This is a genomic window from Flavobacterium sp. FlaQc-47 (assembly GCF_044006475.1).
GTDB lineage: Bacteria > Bacteroidota > Bacteroidia > Flavobacteriales > Flavobacteriaceae > Flavobacterium.
The window spans coordinates 560,537-584,865 of sequence record NZ_JBIPCQ010000002.1 but is presented as its reverse complement, the minus strand read 5'-3'; the positions used below and the strand labels follow the sequence as shown (position 1 = coordinate 584,865).

At 33.9% G+C, this 24,329-nt stretch carries 23 protein-coding genes; 6 read left to right on the top strand and 17 right to left on the bottom strand.

The window, feature by feature from the left end:
- Positions 1-42: 42 nt before the first annotated feature.
- Both ACHRVX_RS08545 and ACHRVX_RS08540 read left to right on the top strand, forming a co-directional pair.
- Positions 43-840: a helix-turn-helix domain-containing protein gene (locus tag ACHRVX_RS08545; protein WP_395331218.1), complete on the top strand. Its 798-nt coding sequence runs from the start codon at positions 43-45 to the stop codon at positions 838-840.
- Positions 841-919: 79 nt separating this feature from the next.
- Entirely contained in the window at positions 920-1,780 is an 861-nt protein-coding gene (locus ACHRVX_RS08540) for a lysostaphin resistance A-like protein (RefSeq protein ID WP_395331216.1), read from the top strand.
- A gap of 351 nt (positions 1,781-2,131) precedes the next feature.
- Here ACHRVX_RS08540 and ACHRVX_RS08535 read toward each other — a convergent pair whose 3' ends face one another.
- The 16 genes from ACHRVX_RS08535 to ACHRVX_RS08460 form a co-directional block, all read right to left on the bottom strand.
- The gene (locus ACHRVX_RS08535; RefSeq protein WP_395331214.1) at positions 2,132-3,313 is read right to left on the bottom strand and encodes a BamA/TamA family outer membrane protein; all 1,182 of its coding nucleotides are present in this window, start codon (positions 3,311-3,313) and stop codon (positions 2,132-2,134) included.
- Positions 3,314-3,534: 221 nt separating this feature from the next.
- Positions 3,535-4,506 carry a transporter gene (locus ACHRVX_RS08530; protein ID WP_395331212.1) on the bottom strand — a complete coding sequence of 324 codons (972 nt, stop codon included), beginning with the start codon at positions 4,504-4,506 and terminating at the stop codon, positions 3,535-3,537.
- Between the two features lie 56 nt (positions 4,507-4,562).
- Positions 4,563-5,747, bottom strand: coding sequence for a helix-turn-helix domain-containing protein (locus tag ACHRVX_RS08525; RefSeq protein WP_395331210.1), 1,185 nt, complete (start codon positions 5,745-5,747; stop codon positions 4,563-4,565).
- Between the two features lie 127 nt (positions 5,748-5,874).
- Positions 5,875-6,459: a DUF4136 domain-containing protein gene (locus ACHRVX_RS08520; protein WP_395331208.1), complete on the bottom strand. Its 585-nt coding sequence runs from the start codon at positions 6,457-6,459 to the stop codon at positions 5,875-5,877.
- A gap of 282 nt (positions 6,460-6,741) precedes the next feature.
- Positions 6,742-8,142 carry a DUF2252 domain-containing protein gene (locus ACHRVX_RS08515; protein ID WP_395331206.1) on the bottom strand — a complete coding sequence of 467 codons (1,401 nt, stop codon included), beginning with the start codon at positions 8,140-8,142 and terminating at the stop codon, positions 6,742-6,744.
- A 12-nt stretch (positions 8,143-8,154) separates the two neighbouring features.
- Positions 8,155-8,931 carry a DUF2490 domain-containing protein gene (locus ACHRVX_RS08510; protein WP_395331204.1) on the bottom strand — a complete coding sequence of 259 codons (777 nt, stop codon included), beginning with the start codon at positions 8,929-8,931 and terminating at the stop codon, positions 8,155-8,157.
- A 78-nt stretch (positions 8,932-9,009) separates the two neighbouring features.
- Positions 9,010-10,497 (bottom strand): DUF1254 domain-containing protein, encoded by a 1,488-nt coding sequence (locus tag ACHRVX_RS08505; RefSeq protein WP_395331202.1) that lies wholly within the window; start codon positions 10,495-10,497, stop codon positions 9,010-9,012.
- 138 nt (positions 10,498-10,635) lie between these two features.
- Entirely contained in the window at positions 10,636-12,087 is a 1,452-nt protein-coding gene (locus tag ACHRVX_RS08500; protein WP_395331199.1) for a DUF1254 domain-containing protein, read from the bottom strand.
- Positions 12,088-12,122: 35 nt separating this feature from the next.
- The gene (locus ACHRVX_RS08495) at positions 12,123-12,950 is read right to left on the bottom strand and encodes a hypothetical protein (protein WP_395331197.1); all 828 of its coding nucleotides are present in this window, start codon (positions 12,948-12,950) and stop codon (positions 12,123-12,125) included.
- Between the two features lie 97 nt (positions 12,951-13,047).
- Entirely contained in the window at positions 13,048-14,061 is a 1,014-nt protein-coding gene (locus ACHRVX_RS08490) for an HAD family hydrolase (protein WP_395331195.1), read from the bottom strand.
- A gap of 72 nt (positions 14,062-14,133) precedes the next feature.
- A complete protein-coding gene (locus tag ACHRVX_RS08485) occupies positions 14,134-15,789 on the bottom strand; it encodes an arylsulfatase (protein WP_395331193.1) in 1,656 nt (551 codons plus the stop codon).
- Positions 15,790-16,457: 668 nt separating this feature from the next.
- Positions 16,458-17,888, bottom strand: a complete 1,431-nt coding sequence (gene pyk, locus ACHRVX_RS08480; RefSeq protein ID WP_395331191.1) for a pyruvate kinase — start codon at positions 17,886-17,888, stop codon at positions 16,458-16,460.
- 5 nt (positions 17,889-17,893) lie between these two features.
- A complete protein-coding gene (locus ACHRVX_RS08475) occupies positions 17,894-18,382 on the bottom strand; it encodes an IPExxxVDY family protein (RefSeq protein WP_395331189.1) in 489 nt (162 codons plus the stop codon).
- Between the two features lie 125 nt (positions 18,383-18,507).
- Positions 18,508-19,248, bottom strand: coding sequence for a ribonuclease III (gene rnc, locus ACHRVX_RS08470; RefSeq protein ID WP_395331187.1), 741 nt, complete (start codon positions 19,246-19,248; stop codon positions 18,508-18,510).
- A 9-nt stretch (positions 19,249-19,257) separates the two neighbouring features.
- On the bottom strand, positions 19,258-20,511 hold the full coding sequence (gene fabF / locus ACHRVX_RS08465) for a beta-ketoacyl-ACP synthase II (RefSeq protein WP_395331185.1): 1,254 nt from the start codon (positions 20,509-20,511) through the stop codon (positions 19,258-19,260).
- A gap of 243 nt (positions 20,512-20,754) precedes the next feature.
- A complete protein-coding gene (locus ACHRVX_RS08460) occupies positions 20,755-20,991 on the bottom strand; it encodes an acyl carrier protein (protein WP_007137004.1) in 237 nt (78 codons plus the stop codon).
- 175 nt (positions 20,992-21,166) lie between these two features.
- Between ACHRVX_RS08460 and purN the strand changes: the two genes are divergently transcribed.
- Together purN and rnhA are read left to right on the top strand one after the other, a co-directional pair.
- Entirely contained in the window at positions 21,167-21,730 is a 564-nt protein-coding gene (purN, locus tag ACHRVX_RS08455) for a phosphoribosylglycinamide formyltransferase (RefSeq protein WP_395331182.1), read from the top strand.
- Positions 21,731-21,941: 211 nt separating this feature from the next.
- Positions 21,942-22,418, top strand: a complete 477-nt coding sequence (rnhA, locus tag ACHRVX_RS08450) for a ribonuclease HI (protein WP_089477971.1) — start codon at positions 21,942-21,944, stop codon at positions 22,416-22,418.
- A gap of 56 nt (positions 22,419-22,474) precedes the next feature.
- Here rnhA and ACHRVX_RS08445 read toward each other — a convergent pair whose 3' ends face one another.
- Complete coding sequence (locus tag ACHRVX_RS08445) at positions 22,475-22,822, bottom strand: DUF6249 domain-containing protein (protein ID WP_395331179.1); 348 nt, start codon at positions 22,820-22,822, stop codon at positions 22,475-22,477.
- 539 nt (positions 22,823-23,361) lie between these two features.
- Here ACHRVX_RS08445 and ACHRVX_RS08440 point away from each other — a divergent pair.
- The gene (locus ACHRVX_RS08440) at positions 23,362-23,946 is read left to right on the top strand and encodes an RNA polymerase sigma factor (RefSeq protein WP_395331177.1); all 585 of its coding nucleotides are present in this window, start codon (positions 23,362-23,364) and stop codon (positions 23,944-23,946) included.
- Positions 23,933-24,328 (top strand): hypothetical protein, encoded by a 396-nt coding sequence (locus tag ACHRVX_RS08435; RefSeq protein ID WP_395331175.1) that lies wholly within the window; start codon positions 23,933-23,935, stop codon positions 24,326-24,328. The genes ACHRVX_RS08440 and ACHRVX_RS08435 overlap by 14 nt, the downstream gene beginning before the upstream one ends.
- Position 24,329 lies beyond the last annotated feature (1 nt).

Sequence of the window (24,329 nt, the reverse complement as noted above, 5' to 3'; positions counted from 1 at the left end):
TAGTAATTTAGTCGCTGAAATGGCACGCAATACATCAGGAAAATGTACGAACTGGAAAAAGAAAAATACTTAGGCAATACTAAAAACATTTTCAACAACACGCAGGGAATTGCAGTTGTTGAAACCGAGTATCAGCAAAAGGTTTACGAAGGCTGGCATTCGCACAATAACGCGCACATTACACTTTTCCTGAAGGGCGGAACTGCCGAAAAACGTAAAAATTCCAGTACAGTTGTTGGTCCGGGTTCGTTATTATTTTACCATAGTGACGAATTGCATTTGAATCAGGATACGCTTTTTCCGTCTAAAAATATTAATATCGAAATTGAAGAAGATCTCCTGAAACAACTTCAGATTTCTGAAGCTACTATCGAAAAATCGATTCAGAATACTACGCTGACTAAATTCCTGATTCTGAAAATATTTAAGGAATCAATGGTTGCCGATGCTTTTTCCGGCGATACAATTAATATGTTGTTTGCTCAGTTATCCAATGCCAATAATCATTTAGAACGATTTGAAAAAAGTCCGTATTGGGTAAAAAGCCTCAACGAATTACTGAACGATTGCTGGAATGAAAACCCTAATTTAAAGGATCTTGCTCAGGTTTTAAACCTGAATCCTATCACTATATCCAAACATTTTCCCAAGTATTTTGGCTGTACTTTAGGCGAATACATGCGCAGGATTAAAATAAATCGTTCGCTTTCGCTGATTGGTTCCAACAATATCAATTTGACCGAAATAGGTTTTCAGTGTGGTTTTGCAGATCAAAGCCATTTTATCAGAACGTTTAAAAGTCAAACCGGATTTTTACCCAAACAATTTCAAAAATTATAAGAGAGGCAAATTTCATTCTATTTTTTGGTTTTGATGTCGCATACATTTGTCCCATCATAAATCATTAAACCCAATCAAAATGGAAACGCTTACTTTAAAACAAAGAACTTTTAATTCTCCAATAACCAAAATTATTCTTGCCTTACTTACTTTTATGGCGGTTGTTATTATTGGTCAGCAAATTGCAGTAAAATTATTATCGCTAACTTCTCTCGATAAAGACTATCGAAATCTTTTAAAAGGACTTTTCGTTTCGGCATCTTGTGTTTTTACTTATATACTTTTCTTTAAAAAATATGACAAGAGAACCGTAACCGAATTTGCCTCAAAAGGACTTGCAAAAAATCTTATTATTGGTACTTCAATTGGTTTTCTTCTGCAATCGCTGACTATTTTAGTGATTTACCTTAACGGAAGTTACAGCGTTGTAAACATCAATCCTATTTCGTTTATCCTGATTCCGTTTGCTCTTATGTTTACAGTTGCCATTATAGAAGAAGTTTTGGTACGTGGGATTATATTCAGAATTATGGAAGAAAAATTAGGAAGTTATATCTCTTTAACTATTTCTTCTCTACTATTTGGTGCTTTGCATTTGGCAAATCCTAACGGAACTTTGATTTCATCAATATGCATTACTACTGCAGGTTTTTTAATGGGTGCTGCTTTTATTTACAGTCGCAATTTATGGGTACCAATTACCTTGCATTTTGCATGGAATTTTACACAATCGGGTATTTTTGGCGCAATCACTTCCGGAAACGAAAAAACGAGTAGTTTATTAGAAGCTAAAATACAAGGTCCTGAATTTATTACCGGTGGCGCATTTGGTCCTGAAGGAAGTATTCAGGCAATACTATTCTGTTTGATTGGTACGATTGTTTTATTGGCTTTAAGCCAAAGAAATAATCAAATCATAAAACCATATTGGAAGAAATAAAATTCTTTTTTGACTTTAATTATTGTAAAGGGAAAGTTTTTTTGCCACGAATTTCACGAATTTTCACGAATTCAATTTGCGAAAATTTGCGCAATTTGTGGTAAATATTTTTGATTTTATGTGTAAAACATTTGCCACAGATTAAAGATTCAAAGAATAAAAAATGAATAATTTTTTTTTGCCACTAATTTCTACGAATTGAATTTGTGTGAATTTGAGTAATTCGTGGCGAATATTTTTTTTATACATGTAAAAATATTGCCACAGATTAAAGATTCCAAGGATTAAAAACGAATAGTTTTTTACCACAAATTCAATTCGTAGAAATTTTTGTAATTCGTGGCGAATATTTTACCTCAGCCAATTACTTCCAAAAACAATATAATATGCCCAGTCTTCCGGACCTTTTGCAACATCAACACCCATACGGAGTTTGAATTTACGAGCCAGTAAATATCTAAAACCAGATCCGTAACTGTAGACAACCGGTTTTGAAAAAGCTTTGTCCCAATCGTCAAAAGCGCTTGCAACGCCGCCATAACCCATTAAACTCCATCTTCTATACAAATCCCATCTTAATTCACCTTCAAATATTAAACTGGTTTTTCCCTGATATCGTCCCGCGGGGATTCCTCTTAAATTAATTCCCGGCAGCATATAAAACGGTGGTTTCCCAAAGGCTTGTTCACCTTCAAACCGAAGTCCGCCTATTAATTTTTTTGTTATGGGATGATAGCCTATTGCAGACAAATTCAATCGCCAGGAATTATAATCACTCCCTATTGTTTTATCTGACCAAAAGAAATCTGATTGTAAACGGATTCCTTTATCGGGCGTAAAAATATTATCCCGACCGTCAAACTGAATCGCTCCTCCTAACTGACTTACAGTACTTTTAATATCTTTTGGCTGTATAAACGAAGGCAGGTTTTCTGTAGGCAGTTTTATATCTGAGTTCAGAAATAAATATTGCGGACCGGCACTCCATTTAGGATTTCTAAATTGTTTTAGCCATTGCGTATAAAATGCATACGACTTAAAATTAAGTTTAAATTCTACATCTTTACCCGTTGGCAGGTTTTCATAAAAGGATAGATTCATATCACCATAACCGCCCATTACCCTGTATAAAATTCTTGATTTTATTAAACTTCCGGAACGAAATCCGCCTACCATCCAGCTTTTATTGCCGGTGTACATACCAATTCCTCCCGTTATATCAGGATTTATAAAACGTTTTTTGCCATTTTCATCAATAACGGGTGCATGCTTTTTAAGAAAAACCGGAACAATTGCGCCACCAATTCCGCCCAGAGCAGGTTCTGTAATCACGGTTGGAACAACAATAAAACCGTGTGCATAAATAATATAATCGCTTAAATCTATGGCGCCGTCTATGGAGTCTCTTAAACTAATATGCTGTTTTTGAGCTTTTATGGTAGTAACAGACAACAGGAAAAAAATATTTATAAGAAGAAATGCCGGGAAGATTTTTATGTTTTTCATAATAGAATCAAAATATTTATTTTCCATTTAAACAACTTTAGAAATTCACATTTTTAAAAAACATCAACTAAAAGCAATTATTTTAAACACATAGAAACATAGGCTCTAAATGTCAAAAAAGAACTTAAAAAAGAAACCTGTTTCTTTCACATAGCAATCTCGTTTGCTCCAATAAAAGTAAAATGCCTTTATTAGCTATTATCTATGTTTCTATTTGTTAAATAATTGAGGGCAAAAAGAGTATAAAATTATTTTTTCTTTAAACTAAATACATGTGCAAGTGTTAAGAAAAAGGTATTTCCCTGAAACCTGTTTATAGCTTCAACCTCAGCAATCCATCTAAATCCTGCCGACGTACTTGAACCTATATGAAAATAATTCACCTCAGCTCCTATTCCGCCAATGCGATCTTTTGTTGTTTCGATATTTCCAAAAACAGGAACAGGAATTTGATCATTTGTTGTTTTATATTGCAAATAATAAATCAATCCCGCGTTTAGTATTCCTTTTGGAGCCGTTTTTTCGGCATTCATTGCATAAAAGGTTTTCCCCAAACCACCTTCAATACTTAAAAGATCTCCGGTTTTAATATCGGTATCTTTTTTTCTTCCGTTCATTTCGTAAGAAGCTAAAGCCGAAAAATGAAAGGTTTTTTTATCATTAAAAAATAAGGTTGTTCCGGCAGAAAGTTCATTCATAAACATTCCTAATCCGCTATTATCCGAGGCTCCAATATCAAATTTCCCGGTTGGTAAATAAACCTGATAGCTAAAAACAAAATCGGCTCTTTTATTGTGCCAGCCTAATTGAATAGGGACAATATAAGTATCGGTCAAGGCAAAAGGACTTTTTGAGTCTACGGTATTTCCCTGAATTCTATTAGATGCAAAAGCCAGTAAAACTGTAGCTCCATAATTTGCTCCCAGAATTTTAAAATCACTTACATAGGTTGCGCCCACTCCTGTAATGAACATATTAAGATCAGGATTTGCGATAGATTTATCTCCATTAGCATTGCGTAATGAGGATGCCGTATAAAAATATCCCGGTACATAAACGCTCAATGTGTTTTCTGGTGTCTGAGTTCCGGACTGTAATCCCATTGCGCCCAGAATATGTCCGCCTTTTAGCTGTGCATGGCTTAAAAAACCAACCAAAAGAAATAATAGTGTAAAAAGGGATTGTATGGTTGGTAAGTGCTTATTAAATTTTGTTTTCATAGTGGTTATTTTAAAAATTAATGAGACTCCATACTTCTTTTTACAAACTATTCCATTTAATTTGAAGCTTGTTTGAGGTAATAAGTATTGGCTTTCTCCGGATTAATTCTAATTACTTTGAAATATTCAGAAGGCGATTTTCCTGTATGTTTTATAAAAGCCCTAAAACAGGTTGTTCTGGATTTAAAACCGGAACCCCAAGCCATACCTTCAAGCGATAAATCTTTCCATTCCGGATCGTTTATTTTATCTTTAAAATATTCTATCCTTTTTAGATTGACATAATCCTGAAAATGAAGATTATATTCTGAATTGATTAAATTTGAAATATGATGTACTGATATTCCTGTTTCATCTGCAATATCGCGTATTACTAAATCCTTTTTCAAAAAGAGTTCTTTTGATGCAAAAATGCTGTCTAACTTATTAAGATAAAGTGATTTTTTTTCGGGAGTTAATTCTTTAACAAGTGGTAATGTTTTACTTTCACTTGTTTTTATAACAATTAATTTTTCTTCGACAAACTCTGTATTTTCAGTTGCATCATAAAATATCTGCGGTCTGAAATAGAGCCATCCTACGGTAAAAACTAAAACAGATGATATTAATATGTAACAGGAAAAATCAATGCTGTCCACACGGGTAATTAAAAAATAATGTACAAAAAGTGTCGAAAATAAAAATAGTATTACCAAATTATAAAGTCGGATCCAGCTCAAAACCTTGATTCGGTTAAAATGATTTTCCTTAAATTTTTTCAGGTCATAATTCAAAATCATCATGGTCTGACAAAATGCATACAAAAGCCAAATAGTAAGACTCAACATTGAAAAAGGACTGTTTATTTTTACGGAAACATAATGAATTAACTGTGGATTAATAAAATTGCCTATCCATACAAAAAGACTTAAACTGAAATATATCATAAATGGTAAAAAATGCAGCCAATCGTATTTTCTAAAAATTCTGTCAGAGAATAAAATACTTCTTACATAAAGAAAAGCAGAAGGTGCAACCAGGAAAATAAACGATTTTGTGACCATAAAAAGATCCGGAAATTCTTTGAATCCATTTGCAGATAAGTAAAAATTATAGATGCTGACTACCGCAAGACTGAACAGAAAGAGTCCCAGAAAAAAACTTTTTGAGTAATTTTTTTTAGAAAAAAGAACCATAAAAGATGTCGCAAAACCAACTATTGTAGCTATAAAAAAGAAAAGCGAAAGGATGATATCGAACATGAGTTTTAAGCTTTAATTTTATTTAGTTTATTCCTTTATTTTAAAGAAATTTAAATGAATTCGTCGGCAATAAGGCTGTACTTATCTGCCAGCGATAAGTACAGCTATTTAAAAACAATATTTTAACCTATTTTTTTACTGCTCCGGGAGGAAATCCAGCCAGTATTTTTTTGATAGAACCGGTAACAAATTCGTCCGGATTGTCTGGTTTGCTGTCAATTTGAGCATTACCAATTCCCTGCCAAATCAGTTTTTGAGTTTTTGAGGATACAATGTCAATTATAAGTGACCCATCAACATAATCATACGTATTAAATGTTGTATTGGCTCCGCCCATCATGGCACCTCCGCCCCAATATCCGTACGGACGATACATGCCGCCATATCCGTAAAAATCAGTGTTTGCAGAGACTGATGTTTTATTTTTTAAAATCGTTACTGCATTTACTTTTAAATCCGGATTATTCGTTGTTTCTGTAAAACCTTTGCTGATTAATTCAGCACGAATTGCTTTAGTAATTCGATCCGCATTTAATTGGTTTATTTGACCTTCCTGTGCTTTTAGATCATAAAATGCAAATGTTTTGTATTCGCCAAAATTCGCTGCATGATCATAATCAGTTGTGACTTTTACGGTTGGAGAACAACTGCAAACTAAACCCAAAATTAATACTAGTGGGATTATACGAAGATTCTTTCTTTTAATATTCATGGTGTGGTATTTAAATTAATGATTCAATTAGTTTTACTTACAATTATTAAAATCCTGCTTAAATCCTGAATATACGGGAAGTCATGTTAAATATTTGTTACTATTTTTGTAACCTATTACTATACAATATCTTACTGAATACCCAAAGATAAATTATTTTTATTAAACTGACATATTTGAAATAGAAAAATTCTTACTTATTTATTGAGAATATATATTTAAATTGAAATTGACCGTTACGAGTCTTTTTACCCTTATATTCTATCTATTAATTATTAAAAGTCAGACTTCTGCTGAGATGGGTAATCTCCCCTCTTTTATTGCCACTAACATTTTATTATAATCTATATCGTTTTGATTGGCGTATGAAACAGAAAATCTGGAAATTGCATTTGCAAACTCATCACTTTTACCCATATAACCTGATAATATCGATGGATCTCCTGTACGTGCATGTGCTCTTGCAAGTGCCCAACCGCAGGCTTTTGCATAATCATTCATGTTTTTGGCTTTCATGATTTCAAGAACAGGTTTTACTTTTGCATCACGAAGCTGACGGATATAAAAAAACTTGCCATTATCGTCATTCGTCCATCCTAAAAACATATCCGATGCGGATTGCATCAACTTTTGTCCTTTCACAATGCGTTCGCCCTGATTTGTGTAATTGCTTTTTGATTTTACATTAGCCTCCAGAACGCTTTTTCGGGCTTCTTTAAATTGTAAAAAAATAGGTTCTCCTGTTGCTGACATTAATAAACTAATGCCGCAAAGTGTTCCCACACTTCCTACTCCCACGACCTTAATGGCAATATCATGCAAATTGTATCTGCTTAACAATACTTTTTTTTCATCAGATAATGTTTTCAAATACCTGTTATGAATGGCTTCAGCGTCTAGCAATATTCTTTTTCCTTCGTCTCCTATTGGGTGATAAATTAAGGGTGGATTATCTTTTATTCGTGCACGTGATCCTTCCTGATAAGTCATTTTTGCAAATTCTTTTTCATGGGCTGTGAATTCTCCCGCTTTTTTTATTCGCTTATGCTGAAATGATTTTATCTCCTCGTCTTCTCCTCTTTCAATTAATTTTGTTAAATCAATATCAGCATACCAAATTTGTAGTGCCGATAATTTACTGTAATCTAACATATGACGTTTATAACTGTCCGCTACAGTCCGGGCAAATTCCTTACAGGTTTTATTCGGGAATTTTCTCCATCTTCCGGCAATTACAAAACTGGTGGCTAATCTTTTCAAATCCCATTCCCATGGTCCCGGAAATGTTTCATCAAAATCATTAATGTCAAAAACCAGTTTTCGTTCCGGTGTTGCAAATCCGCCAAAATTCATTAAATGACAATCTCCGCAAAGCTGAAGATCAATTCCTGTATTGGGCGTTTGGGCTAAATCAGCCGCCATAATTGCCGCAGCTCCCCGATAAAATGCAAATGGCGATTCCATCATTCTGGTATATCGAATAGGCAATAAACTTTCGACTCTTCCAATGCTTGTCTGAATCAAAATTTCTACCGGATCTTCCCTATTCTCCTTTGGACTCCATTCCTGATGAACAGAACGGGGTGTAACTTTTCTAATAGCGACGCCTTTATCAAAACGCTCTAACTTTGATGCTACAGGATCAAATCTGTTTTCGCTGATTTCTTTGAATTCATCGGTCATAGTTGCTCCATTTTATTTTCGTTTAAAAGGCAAATCTGTCGTAAGCGTAATCCTAATCGTATGATTCATTCGGCTTAAGCCACTTTCAGTATCAGGTGATTTCCAGAAAATCTGATTCATATAACCCAATTCCATTCTAATTTCCCTGCGTTTATCCAGACTATAAGCAGTTCCTACATACAACCGGTTTTGATCGAGATAATTTTCGTTTCCGCTTGCAGCATTGGTTCTTATATGTACTTCGTCATAAACAACGGCTGCCCATCTTGGCTTGAACCACAATTGATATCGTACCTGATATCGTAATGTATTTTCGAATTTGTAATAATCAAAATGATCGCTTTCGCTGTAGGGATCGTCTTTTCGTCCTAACCAGCGCTGTTCCATTCTAAAACGTTGTGACCAGACTTCATTTCCTTCTTTTTTGACAATTCGCCAGATAAATTGCTCGTATATCCTGTAATCCGGATTGTTATAAGGCAAAGAAATTTCATCGTATGGCAAATCCCATTGATAAGCGAAACCAGCACCTAATCTATTTCCGTTTTTAAGATAATAATTGGCTCCAGCCCTGTAAAAAGAACCCTGAAGTTCTGATACAAAATCATTTCCTTTTGAATATCCTTCAAGCAACAAACCCCATCTTCCGTCTTCCTTAAAAGGCAGATACATTTCATAACCTACCCAAGCCGCAACATTTTGCGCCATTTTCTGGGCGTTTATTTTACTGCCACAAAAGAGCGTAAACGTGACAATAAACAAAGCTTTAGAAATATTGATTCTCTTCATGGATCAATCAAATTAGTTTTCAATTACTTAATCTATTTTAAAAAAATTGCCGGAGAACTTCTTAACAATATTTAAATATCAATTTATTTTGAAAACCCCAGGCGGAAGCCAATTGTCTTTTACAACACGGTCTTCGGGCCAATAACATCTTATATAAAGAGAAAACGTTTGTTTTGGTGATGGTAACCAATTACTCAGTCTATCATTTGATGGCGGCGTATTTTGCACATAAAGTGTCAGAGAACCATCTGCATTATATTTTAAGTCCTTATTTTTTGTTCCTAAAGAAAAACGATTTATTGAGTTTGGTGAAAAGAAGTGATATTGATTGTATAATGTAAGTGACCAAAATCCTTTTACAGGTGGTATTTCTCCTTTTGCAAAAGTTACTGTGTACTTACTGTTACCGTGCAATCTTGCTCCTGAAACGTCTTTGTCCTGATAGAAATATTTTGTTTCATTTGGTTTATTTACAAAAATATTTGCTTTTGCGCAGGCGGTTCTCGTTAGATAATCTAGTCCAAACTTTGCTCCGTTTCCCTGGGTTGTCCAATTGTCTTTTAATGGATAACCTACATTGGAAAATTGAAATAAAGGCGTAATTAATTTTTGATCTGCTTCTATTGCTGCTTGTTTAAGTATTGCTTTTATCTTTGGATCTTTTGCAGCTGCAGCCAAAACAGATTGAATTTGTCCATAAATAGCTTCTTCGCCAGCCATTGGGGGAACTTCATTTAAAATAGCCGGCAATTCATCAAAAAACACTTCTGGTTTTACCCATTTGGTTTCTTCATTACCTCCTTTTTCAGGCGATGGCAATACCGGAATTTTTGTCCAGTCTTTCGTTTTTTCCTTTCCGTCAAACTGACTTAACGGATACATCATTATTTTTTGAATAAGTGGCTGAATTGATTTTTTATCGGATGGATCATCTGTTTGAAAAACACGCGGAATTACCACTCCTAAATCTGTATCGCATTTGAATACTTTTGTAATACCGTCCGGAACTTTTCCTTTCCATTTTGTTCCGGTTAGTAAATAGAAACCAGGTTTTGTTCCGTACATTTTCCCTAAAGCAGCATAACCATCTGTTCGCTGATTACAAACCTGATACACCCAAAAACGGTCTCCAAAATCAGGAACCTGAACTACTAATGCATCTTTTGTAAAATCAGTTAATCCAAAACCGTAAACGACATCCTGATTAGGACAAGCCACATCTTTTTCTCCCGGTTTGATATAGTCTGTAAGCATGCACAACTGATTTGGCGGACTTAAAGGAACTATTCCTCCTTTATATACTGGTTCCGGCAATTTCTCAAAAGTTACTTTTCGATTGTGAATGTTTACCATTGGCCAACCCCATAAATAAGCAAGTGTCCCTATATGCTTTACATATTCATCTGTCAAAATTGTGTTTGCCACCGGCCCCGCAGGAATACCAGTTTCAACTGCCAATGAATCTTCAGCAACTATGCCATTACTACTTTCCTTTCCGGTTGCGGTTTCTTTTTTACAGCTTATCAATGATAAAACTGCTAACAGAAGAATAACTATTTTTTTCATGATTTTGTTTTTTATATAAATCATTAATTATATTTTGGCTCAATTGGCGCAGGAAACCATTGCCCATCCTTAACTAATTTTTTTAGGAACATAGGTTCTGAAATTAGGAATTGCTTTCGTTTTTAGAGATTTTTATCTTTATTTCACCTCTTCAACATCTCCCATTTTCCATGTTTTATCAAAAAATCCTTTTTCAGGACCATAAAAGCGGGCTAATAATTCAAATTTTCTTTTTGGATCAGTTGGAACCCAATTTGATTCTTTCCCTTGCGGAGCTTTAGCACCAAAATAAAGATCGACAGATCCATCTGTATTTTTTTGAAGTTTAGGAGTTGTAGAGGCCCGGCTCGAATATTTCATGTCCAGAATAAGAGCATGTGTTTCACGGTCATACGCCGTAACAGACCAATATAGTTTTACTGGTACTTTAGCAGGCAAATGCAGTTTGTATAATTTTGAACCTTCTAAAGCATGTCCTTTATTATCTTTTGGACTCATTAAATAAAATTGCCCTGTTCCTAAATGTTTTGCGCTGAAATATGCAATCGAGTAACTCATTGCTCTTTCATCAACCGGATATATATTAGGACTTTCATAATTTGTAGTGATAGCTTTTACTACATCCTGAGATGCGGGTAAAGCCCAATGAGTTCCTTCGTAAAAAGGAGGTGTAAAAATGGCTTCGAATTTTTTATCTATCCACCGATGTGCATCCCGGATCGCGATATTAAGAATTTCTTGTGTTCTGGCATCAGCCCTAAAAGTTTTTCCTTTTTCGATTCCAATCGTTTTTAACTGATCGATCATAACTAAATCACGGGTCAGCCAGGGCTCTCTTTGAACAAATTGATTCAACACTTCAAAAAAATGAAAATCATACGGAATTATATTGCCAAAAGAGACATCAATTAAATCAACGAAGGTTGTTTCCGGTGGATTATCTGCCTGAGAAAGTAGATAAATTTTTACTTTTTTTCCATACTCAACTGCTCTTTTAACATCATTAGGGCTTCCGTCTGTTAGATTTGAGCGAAGAATTGCATAACCCGTGTAGGTAGAAGATGGCATTGGGATATAACCTGGAGGAATTACTTCTTTGTAATTTGGCGGTAAAATGAGGTATTTGCCACCTTTTCCTTTATCTACACCCGCCGGACCAATATCTTCGATCGCAGTTTGCCAACCATCATCTAAACTGCCGGTAAGAGAAGAAACTCCTTCCACTGACGGAATCTCTAATACGACCGGACCTTGCCTTGTATCATAAAAAGGGTTGATATAGATAACGTCAGGGTTGGGTGTCAAAGTCTGATTTTTCGAATTGATTAATTTCGACCAGTAGACAATTTGATTATAATCTCCTTTTACTTTTATAAGACTTTCATGCATTAATTCTGAATTTACAGCAGGCATTCCCCAAATAACGGCTTGAAATGCGCGATTGTAAATTAATTGTTCCTCAAAATCTACAGGTTTAAATTCCTTTGCTTGTAAGGTATCTGTAATAACTGTTGTTTCATTTTTTGTTGTAGAATTAGTGCATGACACCAGACAACTCATGAATACAATGGATAAAATTTTTGATTTCATGCTTTACTATTTTATGGTGAAAAACTTATAACATCTTATGATCCAGGAAATACAAAAGCTACAACAGCTCTTAATCCCCAATCTGGTCTGATTTCATGCGGACCCACTATTGGTATTAATGGCATAACTGCAAACTGAACTACCTGATCGCCTAATTTAGTAACTGCGCCAATTGATGGATTTAAGGAAATCATAGTAGTGTTTGCTTCCCAATTTTGAGTTATTTCGGCATTTACCCCTAAACTTGCACCACTTTTGTAACTGTGGGACATGAAAATTTGAGTATAAAAACTATTGAAATCAGCTCTGTCTTCATTTCCTGCAACAGACCAGATTTGATTGGCTATAAAACCTACTGAAAGTCCTTTACCCTGATGCATTACTAATACACTGGGACCTACACCAAATTTCTCTGTACCTAAAAATTTCTCGGTAGCTGTTGGTATTAAAAATGCAGGTCCAAACCCAAAAATAATTCCCTTTGTTTTAGGGGCAAAAAAAGCGGTTACTGTAGCATCGCTTAAACCAAATTGATGGGTGTTTTCGCCTGTAATATCTCTTTGATCTACAACCGGAAGAATGTAACGGGTAATTAAATTGAGGTTGTCACTTAATTTAAAAGGAATAACGGGCTGTATGTTTATAGTGTACTTTGAACCATTGAATGGTCCAATGCCATAACTAAGATTATTTTGTAAAGGAACACTAATTAAACTGGCAACAGGATTAGCCAATTTATCTGCTAATTCCTGAGCACTTGATCCGGCTTTTGCAGGCTCATCTTGTGCGAATACAACTAGATTTAAAAGAAAAAAAGTTACGCTAAAGAATAATTTGATACTGTGTGGTATTTCAGTTTTCATAATGTGACACTTTAAAAGATTGCTTAATCATTCTTAAAAATTTAAAATGAAACAGCTTTCAACTGGTAAAAGTTGTTTCATTTAATTTATTAAATCATTATTTATCCGGAAATATCTTTTTCCAATCCTCTTTCATACTAATCACGTGATACTTATACCTTACAGCAGTATTTAACGATAAATTATCTTTTTCCTCATAACTGTATTCTCTTGCAGCATCGTTGTGATTAACAATCATTTGAAAGGAAGGATATTTGCTTCCCTGAGAATATCTAAGCATGGCAAGATCTCCGGCTCCACCTTCGTTTCCGCAGGCAAAAACAGGACGTTGCCCAATATGCAATTGTATGCCAACCGGTTTTCCTTCTTTATCATTTAAGAGATCTAAAGCTGGTTGCCTTTGAATACTGTTTGTTGCATCATCAAATTTGTATTTGAATGAAGTTCCCACAACCTGATCTTTTGGTATTCCGTAAAAATCAGATGATATAGCGCGAACTAACTCTACTGTTCCGCCTGTTACAATAAACGTTTTGAATCCGTTTGCGCGTAGATAATCCAGTAATTCTAATTGCGGCTGGTATCTGATTTGTTTTATGGGAACATTTTTTCCGGGATATTGCGCTGCTGCAAAAAATTCTTTTGTACCGGCTTCAAACTCATCTTCGGTCATACCTGTATGTGTTGCGGCGATTAACTCGATGAGTGCTTTTTCTCCTCCTGTTTCAAAATATGTTTTGTCTTTTTCAATAACGGCTTTAAAAGGCTGTTTTTGTGCTAAAGAAGGATTGGCTTCTACCATTTTCTTCACTCTGTAAAAAGCAAATAGTTCCTGAACATAAGGTTTTTCAGCCCAAAGTGTTCCATCATTATCAAAAGTGGCGATTCTGTCTTCAACGGGTATAAAATCAGGGCTTCCGGTTTTTGTAACTTTAGTTACGTAAGCAATAATCTCTTTTTTTAGTGCACCATCATTCCAACTTGGCAGCGGATCTGATGTTTTTACAAAATTTATAGTATCTGAAACAAGTACTGTTGCAGCGCTATCAACTTTATTAAATGACCCGAATAATAATAAAAACAGGGGCAATATATATATTTTCTTATACATGATATTGATTTGTTTGAGGATTAAAAAGCTTGAGTTATGGGGGAAACTCAAGCTCTTATCTTAATTCTATTTTTATTTTTTCTTTGGAGCTGCTTCGGATGCTTTTAGCTGTCCTTTTAATTTAATGGCGTCCAGAGTTTCTTCCATAATAGTTGCAGGAGAAAAACTTGGCGGAATCGCTCTTGGAGGATATTCTTTAAAAGTTCCTGCAAATTCAGCTACTTCGGCAATAAATTCATAGCCATAATATACATGATTCAAAATCCAGTCCCAATAAGTGTTAGAGGTAATATCTGCTCTTTCGAATGGATCCTGGTATAAATTGTACATTTTTTGAAGACGTAATTTTGTAAATGGTTCTCCCCAAAGTGCTAAAGTTCCAGGTGAACGCTGCTCTGCAAAAACTGATTTATAATCTCCTTTTCGCATGGCTACAAGCATACCATCATCATCAGAATAGAAGAATTTATTTCTGGCGCTATTTGGGTTTTTCCCCTCCAGATAAGCTGATTGATCATAACCGTCTAAGTGCACTTTATAATTAAGTCCATTCGCTTTATATCCTGTCAATAATTTTTTTGTCAGGTCCGGTTCTCCGGCAATTGCTGCTAATGTTGGCATCCAGTCATTATGTGCCATCATTTGGTCACTGGTTTGTCCCGGTTTGATAACGCCAGGCCAGCGTACTAAACATGGAACACGAAAAGCACCTTCCCAGTTAGTATCTTTCTCAGAACGAAATGGTGTCATTGCCGCATCTGGCCAGCTGTTCATGTGTGGTCCATTATCTGAAGAATATACTACGATTGTATTATTGGCAATTCCTAAATCGTCTAATGCTTTTAAAAGATCTCCAACCGTCATATCGTGTTCGATCATACCATCGATATATTCACTATCGCCATGTGTATATTTTCCTCTGTGTTCTTTTCTAACGTGAGTACGCAAGTGCATACGTGTGGCATTGTACCAAACAAAAAATGGTTTTCCGGCAGCATTTTGTCTTTTGATGTAATCAATAGCGGCTGCAGATGTTTCATCATCTATTGTTTCCATTCTTTTTTTTGTTAGCGGACCTGTATCTTCAATTCTTTGTTTTCCAATTTTTCCAAAACGAGGATCTACGGTTGCATCATCACTACTTGTGGCTACACATTTTAAAACACCTCTGGGACCAAATTTTCGAAAGAAAGCAGGATCTTTAGGGTAATCGGCTAATTCCGGTTCTTCTGAAGCGTTTAAGTGATATAAACTTCCAAAATATTCATCAAATCCATTTACTGTTGGAAGATTTTCATTCCTGTCACCTACGTGGTTTTTACCAAACTGACCTGTTGCATAACCCAGATTTTTCATGATACCTCCAATAGAAGGATCTAATTGACTCATGCCCATTGGAGCTCCGGGATATCCTACTTTAGTTAAACCAGTACGAATTCCCTGCTGACCTGTTAACAATGCAGCGCGTCCCGCTGTACAGCTTTGTTCTCCGTAATAGTGTAAAAATTTAATGCCCTCATTACCAATTCTGTCAATGTTAGGAGTTTGATATCCCATTAAACCATTGCTATAAGCACTGATATTACTTATACCAATATCATCTCCCCAAATTATTAAAACATTGGGCTTTTTTGTATCCTGCGCTTGGAGTTCAGTTATTGAAAAACAAGCTAATGCAAATAGCATTATCGAATTTTTAAATCCATTTTTAAGTCTACTTTGTTTCATGGTAATAAAATTTGTTAATAATTCTTTATTGTTGTAAATATAAGAAAAATAGTACTAATAAATATTTGTCAGGTAAATTTAAATTGAGGTTGTTTCAGTTTATGAAATTTCTGAAGAAGGGTAATTTGAAACAAGAATTTTCTTAACTTTTATTTAACTGACTCAAAATTAACTAATAATAAATCTAAGAATAGTATTTATAAGGTCTGACATTGTTTCATTTTATAAAATGAAACAATAAAAATGTTTTATTTTGCTCCGCAATGTTCCATCTTATAAAATGAAACATTCAAAAATCATTTAATTAGGCAGTTAGATTTATTTTTGATCTTAAAGAAATAAGAAACGTACAATAAACACTTTAAAATTATTTGTCATTTTTATTTAAATCCCGTAAAAAATAAGGCTGGATTTTTAATACTACTTAATCCTGAACTTACGATTTGCAATTTTTAATACTTTTTTTAGATTTTAGCTTCAATCATAAAAATTAAATGATTCTGAAAATCATTTATCTGAAGTAATTTTTTGTTTTTTCTATTAAAGCAAAAGCTCTAAATAAAAAACTCATGACATTATCATGAGTTTAAAAATTAAAACCGAAAAGTTTGAAGCAAAAAAAAGCCATTCGTTGCAACGAATGGCTTTATATAAATCTTAAAAGAAAATTATTCTATTTCAGAAACTCTCATGGTATTTACCATTCCTTTATCTTTAATTGGCATAGCTGCAAGGTTGATTAAATAATCTCCTTTTACAGCAAATCCTTTTTCTCTTGCTATTTCGTTAACATCTGTTACAGTATCATCTGTACTTTCGTCTTTATCGTAGAAGTATGATTTTACTCCCCATAATAAATTCAATTGAGTTAAGATTCTTCTGTTTGAAGTAAACACTAAAATATGTGCTGATGGTCTCCAAGCCGAAATTTGGAAAGCTGTATATCCACTATTTGTTAATGTACAAATTGCTTTGGCTTTGATTTCATTAGCTAATAAAGCTGCCTGGTGACAAACCGTTTTAGTTACAAAACGTTTTGTTTTAATTTGTGGTGTATTTTGTGGAACCTGAATAAGCGGAGAATCTTCAACAGCCTCGCAAATTTGAGTCATTTTTTGAATAACCTGTACCGGATAGTTTCCTGTAGCAGTTTCTCCAGACAACATTACAGCATCAGCTCCATCCATTACAGAGTTTGCAACATCGTTTACTTCCGCTCTTGTTGGTGTTAAACTTGTAATCATTGTTTCCATCATTTGAGTAGCAACGATAACAGGAATTCTTGCAATTTTAGCTCTGCGGATTAAATCTTTTTGAACTAATGGTACTTCGTGTGCAGGAAGTTCAACTCCTAAATCTCCACGTGCCACCATTAAACCATCACAATATGCGATAATTTTATCGATGTTAACAAGAGCTTCCGGCATTTCAATTTTAGCAACAATCGGAATTTTATATTCTGAATGTTTAGCAATCAATTCTTGTAAATCCTGTAAATCGCGAGGTGTTTTTACGAATGAAAGAGCGATCCAGTCTACTTTTTGTTCAATAGCAAAAATAGCATCTGCAATATCTTTTTCAGTTAAAGCCGGTAAAGATATTTTAGTGTTTGGAAGATTAACTCCTTTTTTAGATTTCAATTCTCCACCCTGAATTACCTTAGCAACAACTTCAGTCTTTTTATCAGTAGAGATAATTTCGAAAATCAATTTACCGTCATCAAGCAAAATACGCTCTCCAGGGTTAACATCATTTGGAAAATTCTGGTATTTCATGAACACTTTTTGAGCAGTTCCTAAAATATCTTCTGCAGTTGTAAAAGTGATTAAATCACCATCGTGAACTACAGTTCCTTCTTCCATCACACCAACTCTAAGTTTTGGTCCCTGCAAATCTCCAAGGATTGCAGTTGTGTAACCAAACTCTTCGTTAAGACCTCTAATAATATTGATCTTTTCTTTTACTCCTTCGTAATCAGCGTGCGAAAAATTAACTCTAAATACATTAACTCCTGCATCGATCATATCTTTGATGATCTCTCTCGTACCACATGCAGGACCAAGTGTAGCTACAATTTTGGTTTTTTTGTTTGTAAACATTTTTTTTAAAAAATTAGATTGTTTTTTGATTTTATTTTATCAGTATCTACAGCATAAATAGCCGCAATACTCTCGATGGTATTTAATTTTTGTTGAATTTCTGAAAAATCAAGAGCCTCTTCGCTATTCTCTATTTTCAGGAAAAAATCTACTTTTTTGAATTCAGGAAGTAAATGAATTGTTGTTGAAACCTCACTTGTTTCATTGGAAAACAAATCTTGGGAATCACTTCTACTCGCAGAAATGATCTCATTCTTATTCTGAATTAAATTCCATGAAACTGTTTTTTCGGCATCATAGTAATAGAATCTTGAAAAACTTGCCTCGCCTTCTTTAGTTTGAGCATGGATCTCGTTTTTGCTCTTACTTAAGTTTATCGGAAGGTTTTTATTGATAAAATAGGCCAATCTGTAATCTTCTAATGAAGTATGGATTGCCATTAAATAATAATCAATTTCGTCAAATTCGTCTAAATCCAATCTATGAATAGCCATGTCATGAAAAATCAAGGTGTAAATATACTATTTCTAGCGGAGCTTAAATAGTTAAGATGTGCTTGTTTTTATTAATTTATAAACGAAAACGTTATAGCTTTAAGATAGTTACAGTAAAGTTGTAGCTATTTCTTGTCTATTTTTTCCTGAAATGCAAAATAGGCTCTTTGTGAAGCTTTCTCTTCTGCTTTCTTTTTTGAAGTTGCACGCGCTCTTGCGATTACTTTATCGTCTATACTTAATTTAACGCCAAATAAGCGTTGGCCGTCAATACCGTTATCTTCAAAAATGTCATAATGAAAAACTCTTTTCTCTTTCTGACACCATTCGATAACCAAACTTTTATAACTAATTACTTTTCCTTCAAGTCTTGCAATATCTACATATGGTGCAACGACACGTTTTTGAATAAACTTTTCACAATAAGAATATCCTCTGTCTAAATAAATAGCACCTACTAAAGATTCGAAAATATTACCATGGATATTTTCTCCAAAATGCTGAATTGGCACTTTGCTTTCTACAAAACGAACCAGGTTTAAGTCTTTACCTAATTCATTTAAATGTTCGCGGCTTACAATTTTTGACCTCATTTTTGTCAAATAACCTTCGTCGCCATTTGGCGCTTTATCAAATAAATGCGCTGCAATTACAGCACTTAACATAGCATCTCCTAAAAATTCCAGTCTTTCATAATTTATTGGATGTCCTGATTCGTCTAATTTATTCGAAGATCTATGGGTAAAAGCTTTCTTATAAAAATCGATCGTAGCAGGCTCAAAACCAAGTATTTTCTGAATAGTGTCAAAAAAAATCCCGTCTTCTAGAGAACGGGATTTAGAAAATATTTTTTTGATAATATTCATATACAGAAATTAGTCAACTAATTTTTTAAACAATACGCATGCATTGTGTCCACCAAAACCAAATGTGTTACTCATAGCAACATTTACTTCTCTTTTTTGAGGTTTGTTTAAGGTAAGATTCAATGCCGGATCAATGTTTTCATCAACTACAGTATGATTGATAGTTGGAGGAACAATACCATGTTGCATTGCAAGAATCGAAGCAATTGCTTCAATAGCTCCGGCAGCACCAAGTAAATGTCCCGTCATTGATTTTGTAGAGTTTATATTAATATTTTTTGCATGTTCTCCAAAAACAGCACTAATGGCTTTTAATTCGGCAACATCTCCTAACGGAGTAGAAGTTCCATGAGTATTGATATGATCAATATCTTCAGGTTTCAATCCTGCATCTCTTAATGTATTTTTCATTACTGCAATAACGCCAATTCCTTCCGGATGTGGTGCAGTTAAGTGGTAAGCATCAGATGACATTCCGCCTCCGCCAACTTCGCAATAAATTTTTGCGCCTCTGGCTTTAGCATGTTCATATTCTTCAAGAACCAGTGCTCCTGCTCCTTCTCCTAATACAAAACCATCTCTAGTACCGTCAAAAGGTCTTGAAGCCGTTTCAGGGCTATCGTTTCTTGTTGATAAAGCGTGCATAGAGTTAAAACCTCCCATACCCGCAATAGTAATCGCAGCTTCTGAACCACCGGATACAATTACATCACACATTCCTAAACGAATGTAGTTAAAAGCATCAATTAATGCATTTGCAGAAGATGCACATGCAGAAACAGTAGTATAATTTGGACCCATATAACCATTACGCATCGAGATGTGTGCTGGTGCGATATCGGCAATCATTTTAGGAATAAAAAACGGATTGAATTTTGGTGTTCCGTCTCCTTTGGCATAATAAATTACTTCGTCTTGAAAAGTTTCTAAACCTCCAATTCCTGCTCCCCAAATAACACCGACTCTTGTTTTGTCGATATTATCATCAGTAAGTCCGGCATCTTTAATAGCTTCATCACTTGCAGCAACTGCATATTGAGCGAATTTATCTAATCTTCGAGATTCCTTGCGATCCATGTAATCTTCAATATTGAAGTTTTTTACTTCACAGGCAAATTTCGTTTTATGCTTCTCTGTATCATAATACGTGATAGGAGCGGCTCCGCTTACCCCATTCACAAGTGCCTCCCAATAATCCTGGATATTATTCCCGATAGGAGTAAGAGCACCTAATCCTGTTACAACAACTCGCTTTAACGTCATAAATATGTATTTTGTACTTTAAACAAATAAAACCCATGCTTTCTTAACTGTATTGTTTACTTAAGAGCCATGGGCATTACAATATAAATATATCTTTTTGATTGAAAAAACAATCGAAATTTAAATTTTAAAAAAAATAATAACACCCGACTTTTAACAAATTTCAATTTTCAAAAAACAAATTCCAAAATTGGAGTTTGGAATTTTAAAAATTGCTTTTTTTAAATTTCGGGTGCAGTATTATTATTTTTTAGCTTCTTCGATATAAGAAATAGCTTGACCAACAGTAGCAATGTTTTCTGCTTGATCGTCTGGAATTTGAATATCAAATTCTTTTTCGAATTCCATAATAAGCTCAACAGTGTCTAATGAGTCAGCTCCTAAATCATTAGTGAAGCTTGCTTCTGTTACAACTTCGTTTTCGTCAACACCTAATTTGTCTACGATAATCGCTTTTACTCTTGATGCAATGTCTGACATAATCTTTAATTTTAGAATTTAATTTGTTGGCAAAAATAAAAAACTTTATTTTAAAACCACGATTTAGTTTATAAATGTAACACTAATTTATAAAATTAATTTCAAGAAAGCCCTTTTAATACTATTTATTTTCGATTTTTATTCCGTTTTTTGCATTCTCAAATTAAATTCGATTATGAAAAAAATTATTGTTTTTGCCTCAGGATCAGGGACTAATGCTGAAAACATCATAAAATATTTTGCGAAAACCAAAATTGCAAAAGTCGTTTCTGTTTTTACGAATAATGCTTCGGCAAAAGTGATCGAAAGAGCAAAAAATCATCAAATTCCGACCGAAATCTTCTCAAAAAACGAATTATTAGAGCGTAACCTCTTACAAAAAATACAAGAAATCGATCCGGATATGATCGTTCTTGCGGGTTTTTTATTGAAATTTCCAGATCATATAATAGAGCAATATCCTAATAAAATAATCAACATTCATCCGGCACTTTTACCCAATTATGGCGGCAAAGGAATGTATGGTATGCACATACACAGGGCAATAGTGAATAATAAGGAGAAAGAAACCGGAATTTCTATTCATTATGTAAATGAACATTATGATGAAGGCGGTATTATTTTTCAGAAAAATGTAGCGCTAACAGACGAAGACACGCCGGAAACAGTAGCCGAAAAGATTCATGAACTGGAACAAAAGTATTTTCCGGAAATTATTTCAAGATTATTGGAGGATTAAACTGTAAAAAATTAAACCATATAAGTCATATAAGAATATATAAGTTGAACTCTAATTGACTCTCTTAATCTTGACAAAGAAATATAAGCTGTATTATTTAGTGAACGTATATCAGTTGGACTCTAATTAACTGTTTCAATACTTGACAAAGAAATATAAGCTGCATTATTTAAATGAACTTATATAACTTATATGGTGAAAAAAAATAACAATGAATCACGAAGTACATATATATACTGATGGCGCTGCAAAAGGAAATCCCGGAAATGGAGGTTACGGCGTAGTAATGGAACTGGTGGGAACGCCGCATAAAAAAGAATTTTACGAAGGTTTTCGTCTTACTACTAATAACAGAATGGAGCTTTTGGCAGTAATTGTGGGACTGGAAAAACTAAAAAACCCGAATATGAAGGTTTTAGTTGTTTCAGATTCTAAATATGTCATTGATTCTGTTGTAAAAAAGTGGGTTTTTGGATGGGAGAAAAAAAACTATACCGGCAAAAAAAACCCGGATCTATGGAAACGATTTTTAATTATTTATAGAAAACACCAAGTCGATTTTAAATGGATTAAAGGGCATAATAATCATCCTCAAAATGAGCGTTGCGATGAATTAGCTGTAATGGCATCTTTACAGAAAAACCTTTCTGTAGATGTTTATTACGAAACCATAGGTTCAAAATCATAAAAAAAGCGCGTCACCAACATTGTTTGTGACGCGCTTTATATTAATCAAATATTGATTTATTCTTTATCTAAATCTTTTGCTTTGTTAAATCCAAAAAGCAAACCAACTCCGGCCAGGATAAAAATGATTGAAGGATAAACTGCTCCATCTTCTAAAGATGTGTAAGTTGTGATTAATAAAGCAATGAAAATTCCAACTCCGCTTCCTATTAATAAGTAAGCCAGATTAACAACAAGTACTTTCCATGCAGGAAATCCATTATTTCTTCCTTTTAAAAAGATACTCGCATCAACACCTTTTTCTATAAGTGCTAAACGCTCTCTGTTTCTTGTTGAGTAAATAAGATAGACAATCCCGAAGATCATCAAGAACATGCTAATTGGTATTAAAATTTCTGGTCCCATAATTTTTTTGTTTTTATAATTGATTGATACCCATATGACGACATGTTTTGAATTGAGGTTACAACTTTTGATGAAAAAAATTTAAAATTTAAATTCCAAATCCCAAAACTTACTGATTATGAGTTAATTTTGAGTTTGAATTTCTTTTGAAATTAAACTTAATTTGCCATCTTGTCAAAATTTAAGTATTCAGAAACGAAGGATGACAAATATTAGGGTTACTTTGTGTCCAAGGGATTAAAATCCCTCGCTACAATATACATCATTCCTTCGGAATTTTCATAAAAGTTCCGGAGGAACCAGACATATTGTAAGGATGTCCCGATAGCTATCGGGATTAATCCTTCATACTAAATCAAAATCACCAATTGTTTTAGAGTTTCGCGTGTGATCTCTCCTCCGTCGATGACAATATTGTGATCTTATGAAGATCCTTTATATTACTATTTGGGGAATTTGGAATTTAAAAAGATTGGGGTTTATTATTTTTTTTTATGATTCTTGTAACCTAAACACAAAACGTCTCGTCTTATATAATTATGAGTACAATAAGTGATCAACATTATATCGATAAAATTCTTCAGGGAGAGACTAATTCTTTTGCCGTATTGGTTGATCGTTATAAAGACATGATTTTTTCGCTGGCTCATAAAATGATCAAAAACAGGGAAGAAGCTGAGGAAGTTGCACAGGATACTTTTATAAAAGTGTACAGTTCTCTAAATAAATTTAAAGGAGATTCTAAGTTTTCGACCTGGATTTACAAAATAGCTTACAATACATGCTTAGATCGACTGAAGAAAAATAAAAAAGAAGATAATAATATATCGATAGATGAATTTTCCGCTCATTTAATAAAAACTATGGACAATGCTTTAAGTGCTTTGGAAGAAAAAGAAAGAAAGCAAACTATTCAGAATTGTTTGAATTTATTACCGAGTGAAGAAAATTTCCTCCTAACTTTATTTTATTTTGAAGATCAGAGTTTAGAAGAAATTGGAAAAGTCATGAACATCAACGCTAATAATGTTAAGGTGAAATTATTTAGAAGCCGACAAAAATTAGCTGTAATTTTGAAAAAGCAATTAGAACCAGAAATAATAGAATGTTATGAAAGAAAATGATAAAGAAATAGAAAATCTGATTGAGAAAATGATGACCGAAAGTACTTTGGAGTCAACATCTATTGACTTTACTTCAAAAATCATGTCTCAGGTTTTAGCAATAGAAAAAAGCAAAATCAAAGTTTACAAACCTTTAATTTCCAGATCTGCCTGGATATTTATAGGTATGAGTTTAATTGCTCTGACTGCTTATACTGTTTACTCCAATAATGATGTTGCTAATTTTGAAATTGCCAAAACCTATTCTGAAAAAGCTTCTGCTTTATTTTCTGGAATTCATTTTTCTAAAAATGTACTTTACGCTTTATTAGTCGTTCCTTTTATGATTTTGGTTCAGATTGGGGTTTTGAAAAATTATTTTGATAAGAAGTATGAGTTGTAGA

Coding starts and splice junctions, on each gene's coding strand:
- ACHRVX_RS08505 (WP_395331202.1), bottom strand. CDS start 10,497: ATGAAAAAAATAGTTATTCTTCTGTTAGCAGTTTTATCATTGATAAGC.
- ACHRVX_RS08525 (WP_395331210.1), bottom strand. CDS start 5,747: ATGTTCGATATCATCCTTTCGCTTTTCTTTTTTATAGCTACAATAGTT.
- fabF (WP_395331185.1), bottom strand. CDS start 20,511: ATGACGTTAAAGCGAGTTGTTGTAACAGGATTAGGTGCTCTTACTCCT.
- ACHRVX_RS08510 (WP_395331204.1), bottom strand. CDS start 8,931: ATGAAGAGAATCAATATTTCTAAAGCTTTGTTTATTGTCACGTTTACG.
- rnhA (WP_089477971.1), top strand. CDS start 21,942: ATGAATCACGAAGTACATATATATACTGATGGCGCTGCAAAAGGAAAT.
- ACHRVX_RS08530 (WP_395331212.1), bottom strand. CDS start 4,506: ATGAAAACAAAATTTAATAAGCACTTACCAACCATACAATCCCTTTTT.
- ACHRVX_RS08545 (WP_395331218.1), top strand. CDS start 43: ATGTACGAACTGGAAAAAGAAAAATACTTAGGCAATACTAAAAACATT.
- ACHRVX_RS08535 (WP_395331214.1), bottom strand. CDS start 3,313: ATGGAAAATAAATATTTTGATTCTATTATGAAAAACATAAAAATCTTC.
- ACHRVX_RS08485 (WP_395331193.1), bottom strand. CDS start 15,789: ATGAAACAAAGTAGACTTAAAAATGGATTTAAAAATTCGATAATGCTA.
- ACHRVX_RS08435 (WP_395331175.1), top strand. CDS start 23,933: ATGAAAGAAAATGATAAAGAAATAGAAAATCTGATTGAGAAAATGATG.
- purN (WP_395331182.1), top strand. CDS start 21,167: ATGAAAAAAATTATTGTTTTTGCCTCAGGATCAGGGACTAATGCTGAA.
- ACHRVX_RS08445 (WP_395331179.1), bottom strand. CDS start 22,822: ATGGGACCAGAAATTTTAATACCAATTAGCATGTTCTTGATGATCTTC.
- ACHRVX_RS08440 (WP_395331177.1), top strand. CDS start 23,362: ATGAGTACAATAAGTGATCAACATTATATCGATAAAATTCTTCAGGGA.
- ACHRVX_RS08490 (WP_395331195.1), bottom strand. CDS start 14,061: ATGTATAAGAAAATATATATATTGCCCCTGTTTTTATTATTATTCGGG.
- rnc (WP_395331187.1), bottom strand. CDS start 19,248: ATGAATATTATCAAAAAAATATTTTCTAAATCCCGTTCTCTAGAAGAC.
- ACHRVX_RS08520 (WP_395331208.1), bottom strand. CDS start 6,459: ATGAATATTAAAAGAAAGAATCTTCGTATAATCCCACTAGTATTAATT.
- ACHRVX_RS08500 (WP_395331199.1), bottom strand. CDS start 12,087: ATGAAATCAAAAATTTTATCCATTGTATTCATGAGTTGTCTGGTGTCA.
- ACHRVX_RS08495 (WP_395331197.1), bottom strand. CDS start 12,950: ATGAAAACTGAAATACCACACAGTATCAAATTATTCTTTAGCGTAACT.
- ACHRVX_RS08515 (WP_395331206.1), bottom strand. CDS start 8,142: ATGACCGATGAATTCAAAGAAATCAGCGAAAACAGATTTGATCCTGTA.
- ACHRVX_RS08540 (WP_395331216.1), top strand. CDS start 920: ATGGAAACGCTTACTTTAAAACAAAGAACTTTTAATTCTCCAATAACC.
- ACHRVX_RS08475 (WP_395331189.1), bottom strand. CDS start 18,382: ATGGCTATTCATAGATTGGATTTAGACGAATTTGACGAAATTGATTAT.
- pyk (WP_395331191.1), bottom strand. CDS start 17,888: ATGTTTACAAACAAAAAAACCAAAATTGTAGCTACACTTGGTCCTGCA.
- ACHRVX_RS08460 (WP_007137004.1), bottom strand. CDS start 20,991: ATGTCAGACATTGCATCAAGAGTAAAAGCGATTATCGTAGACAAATTA.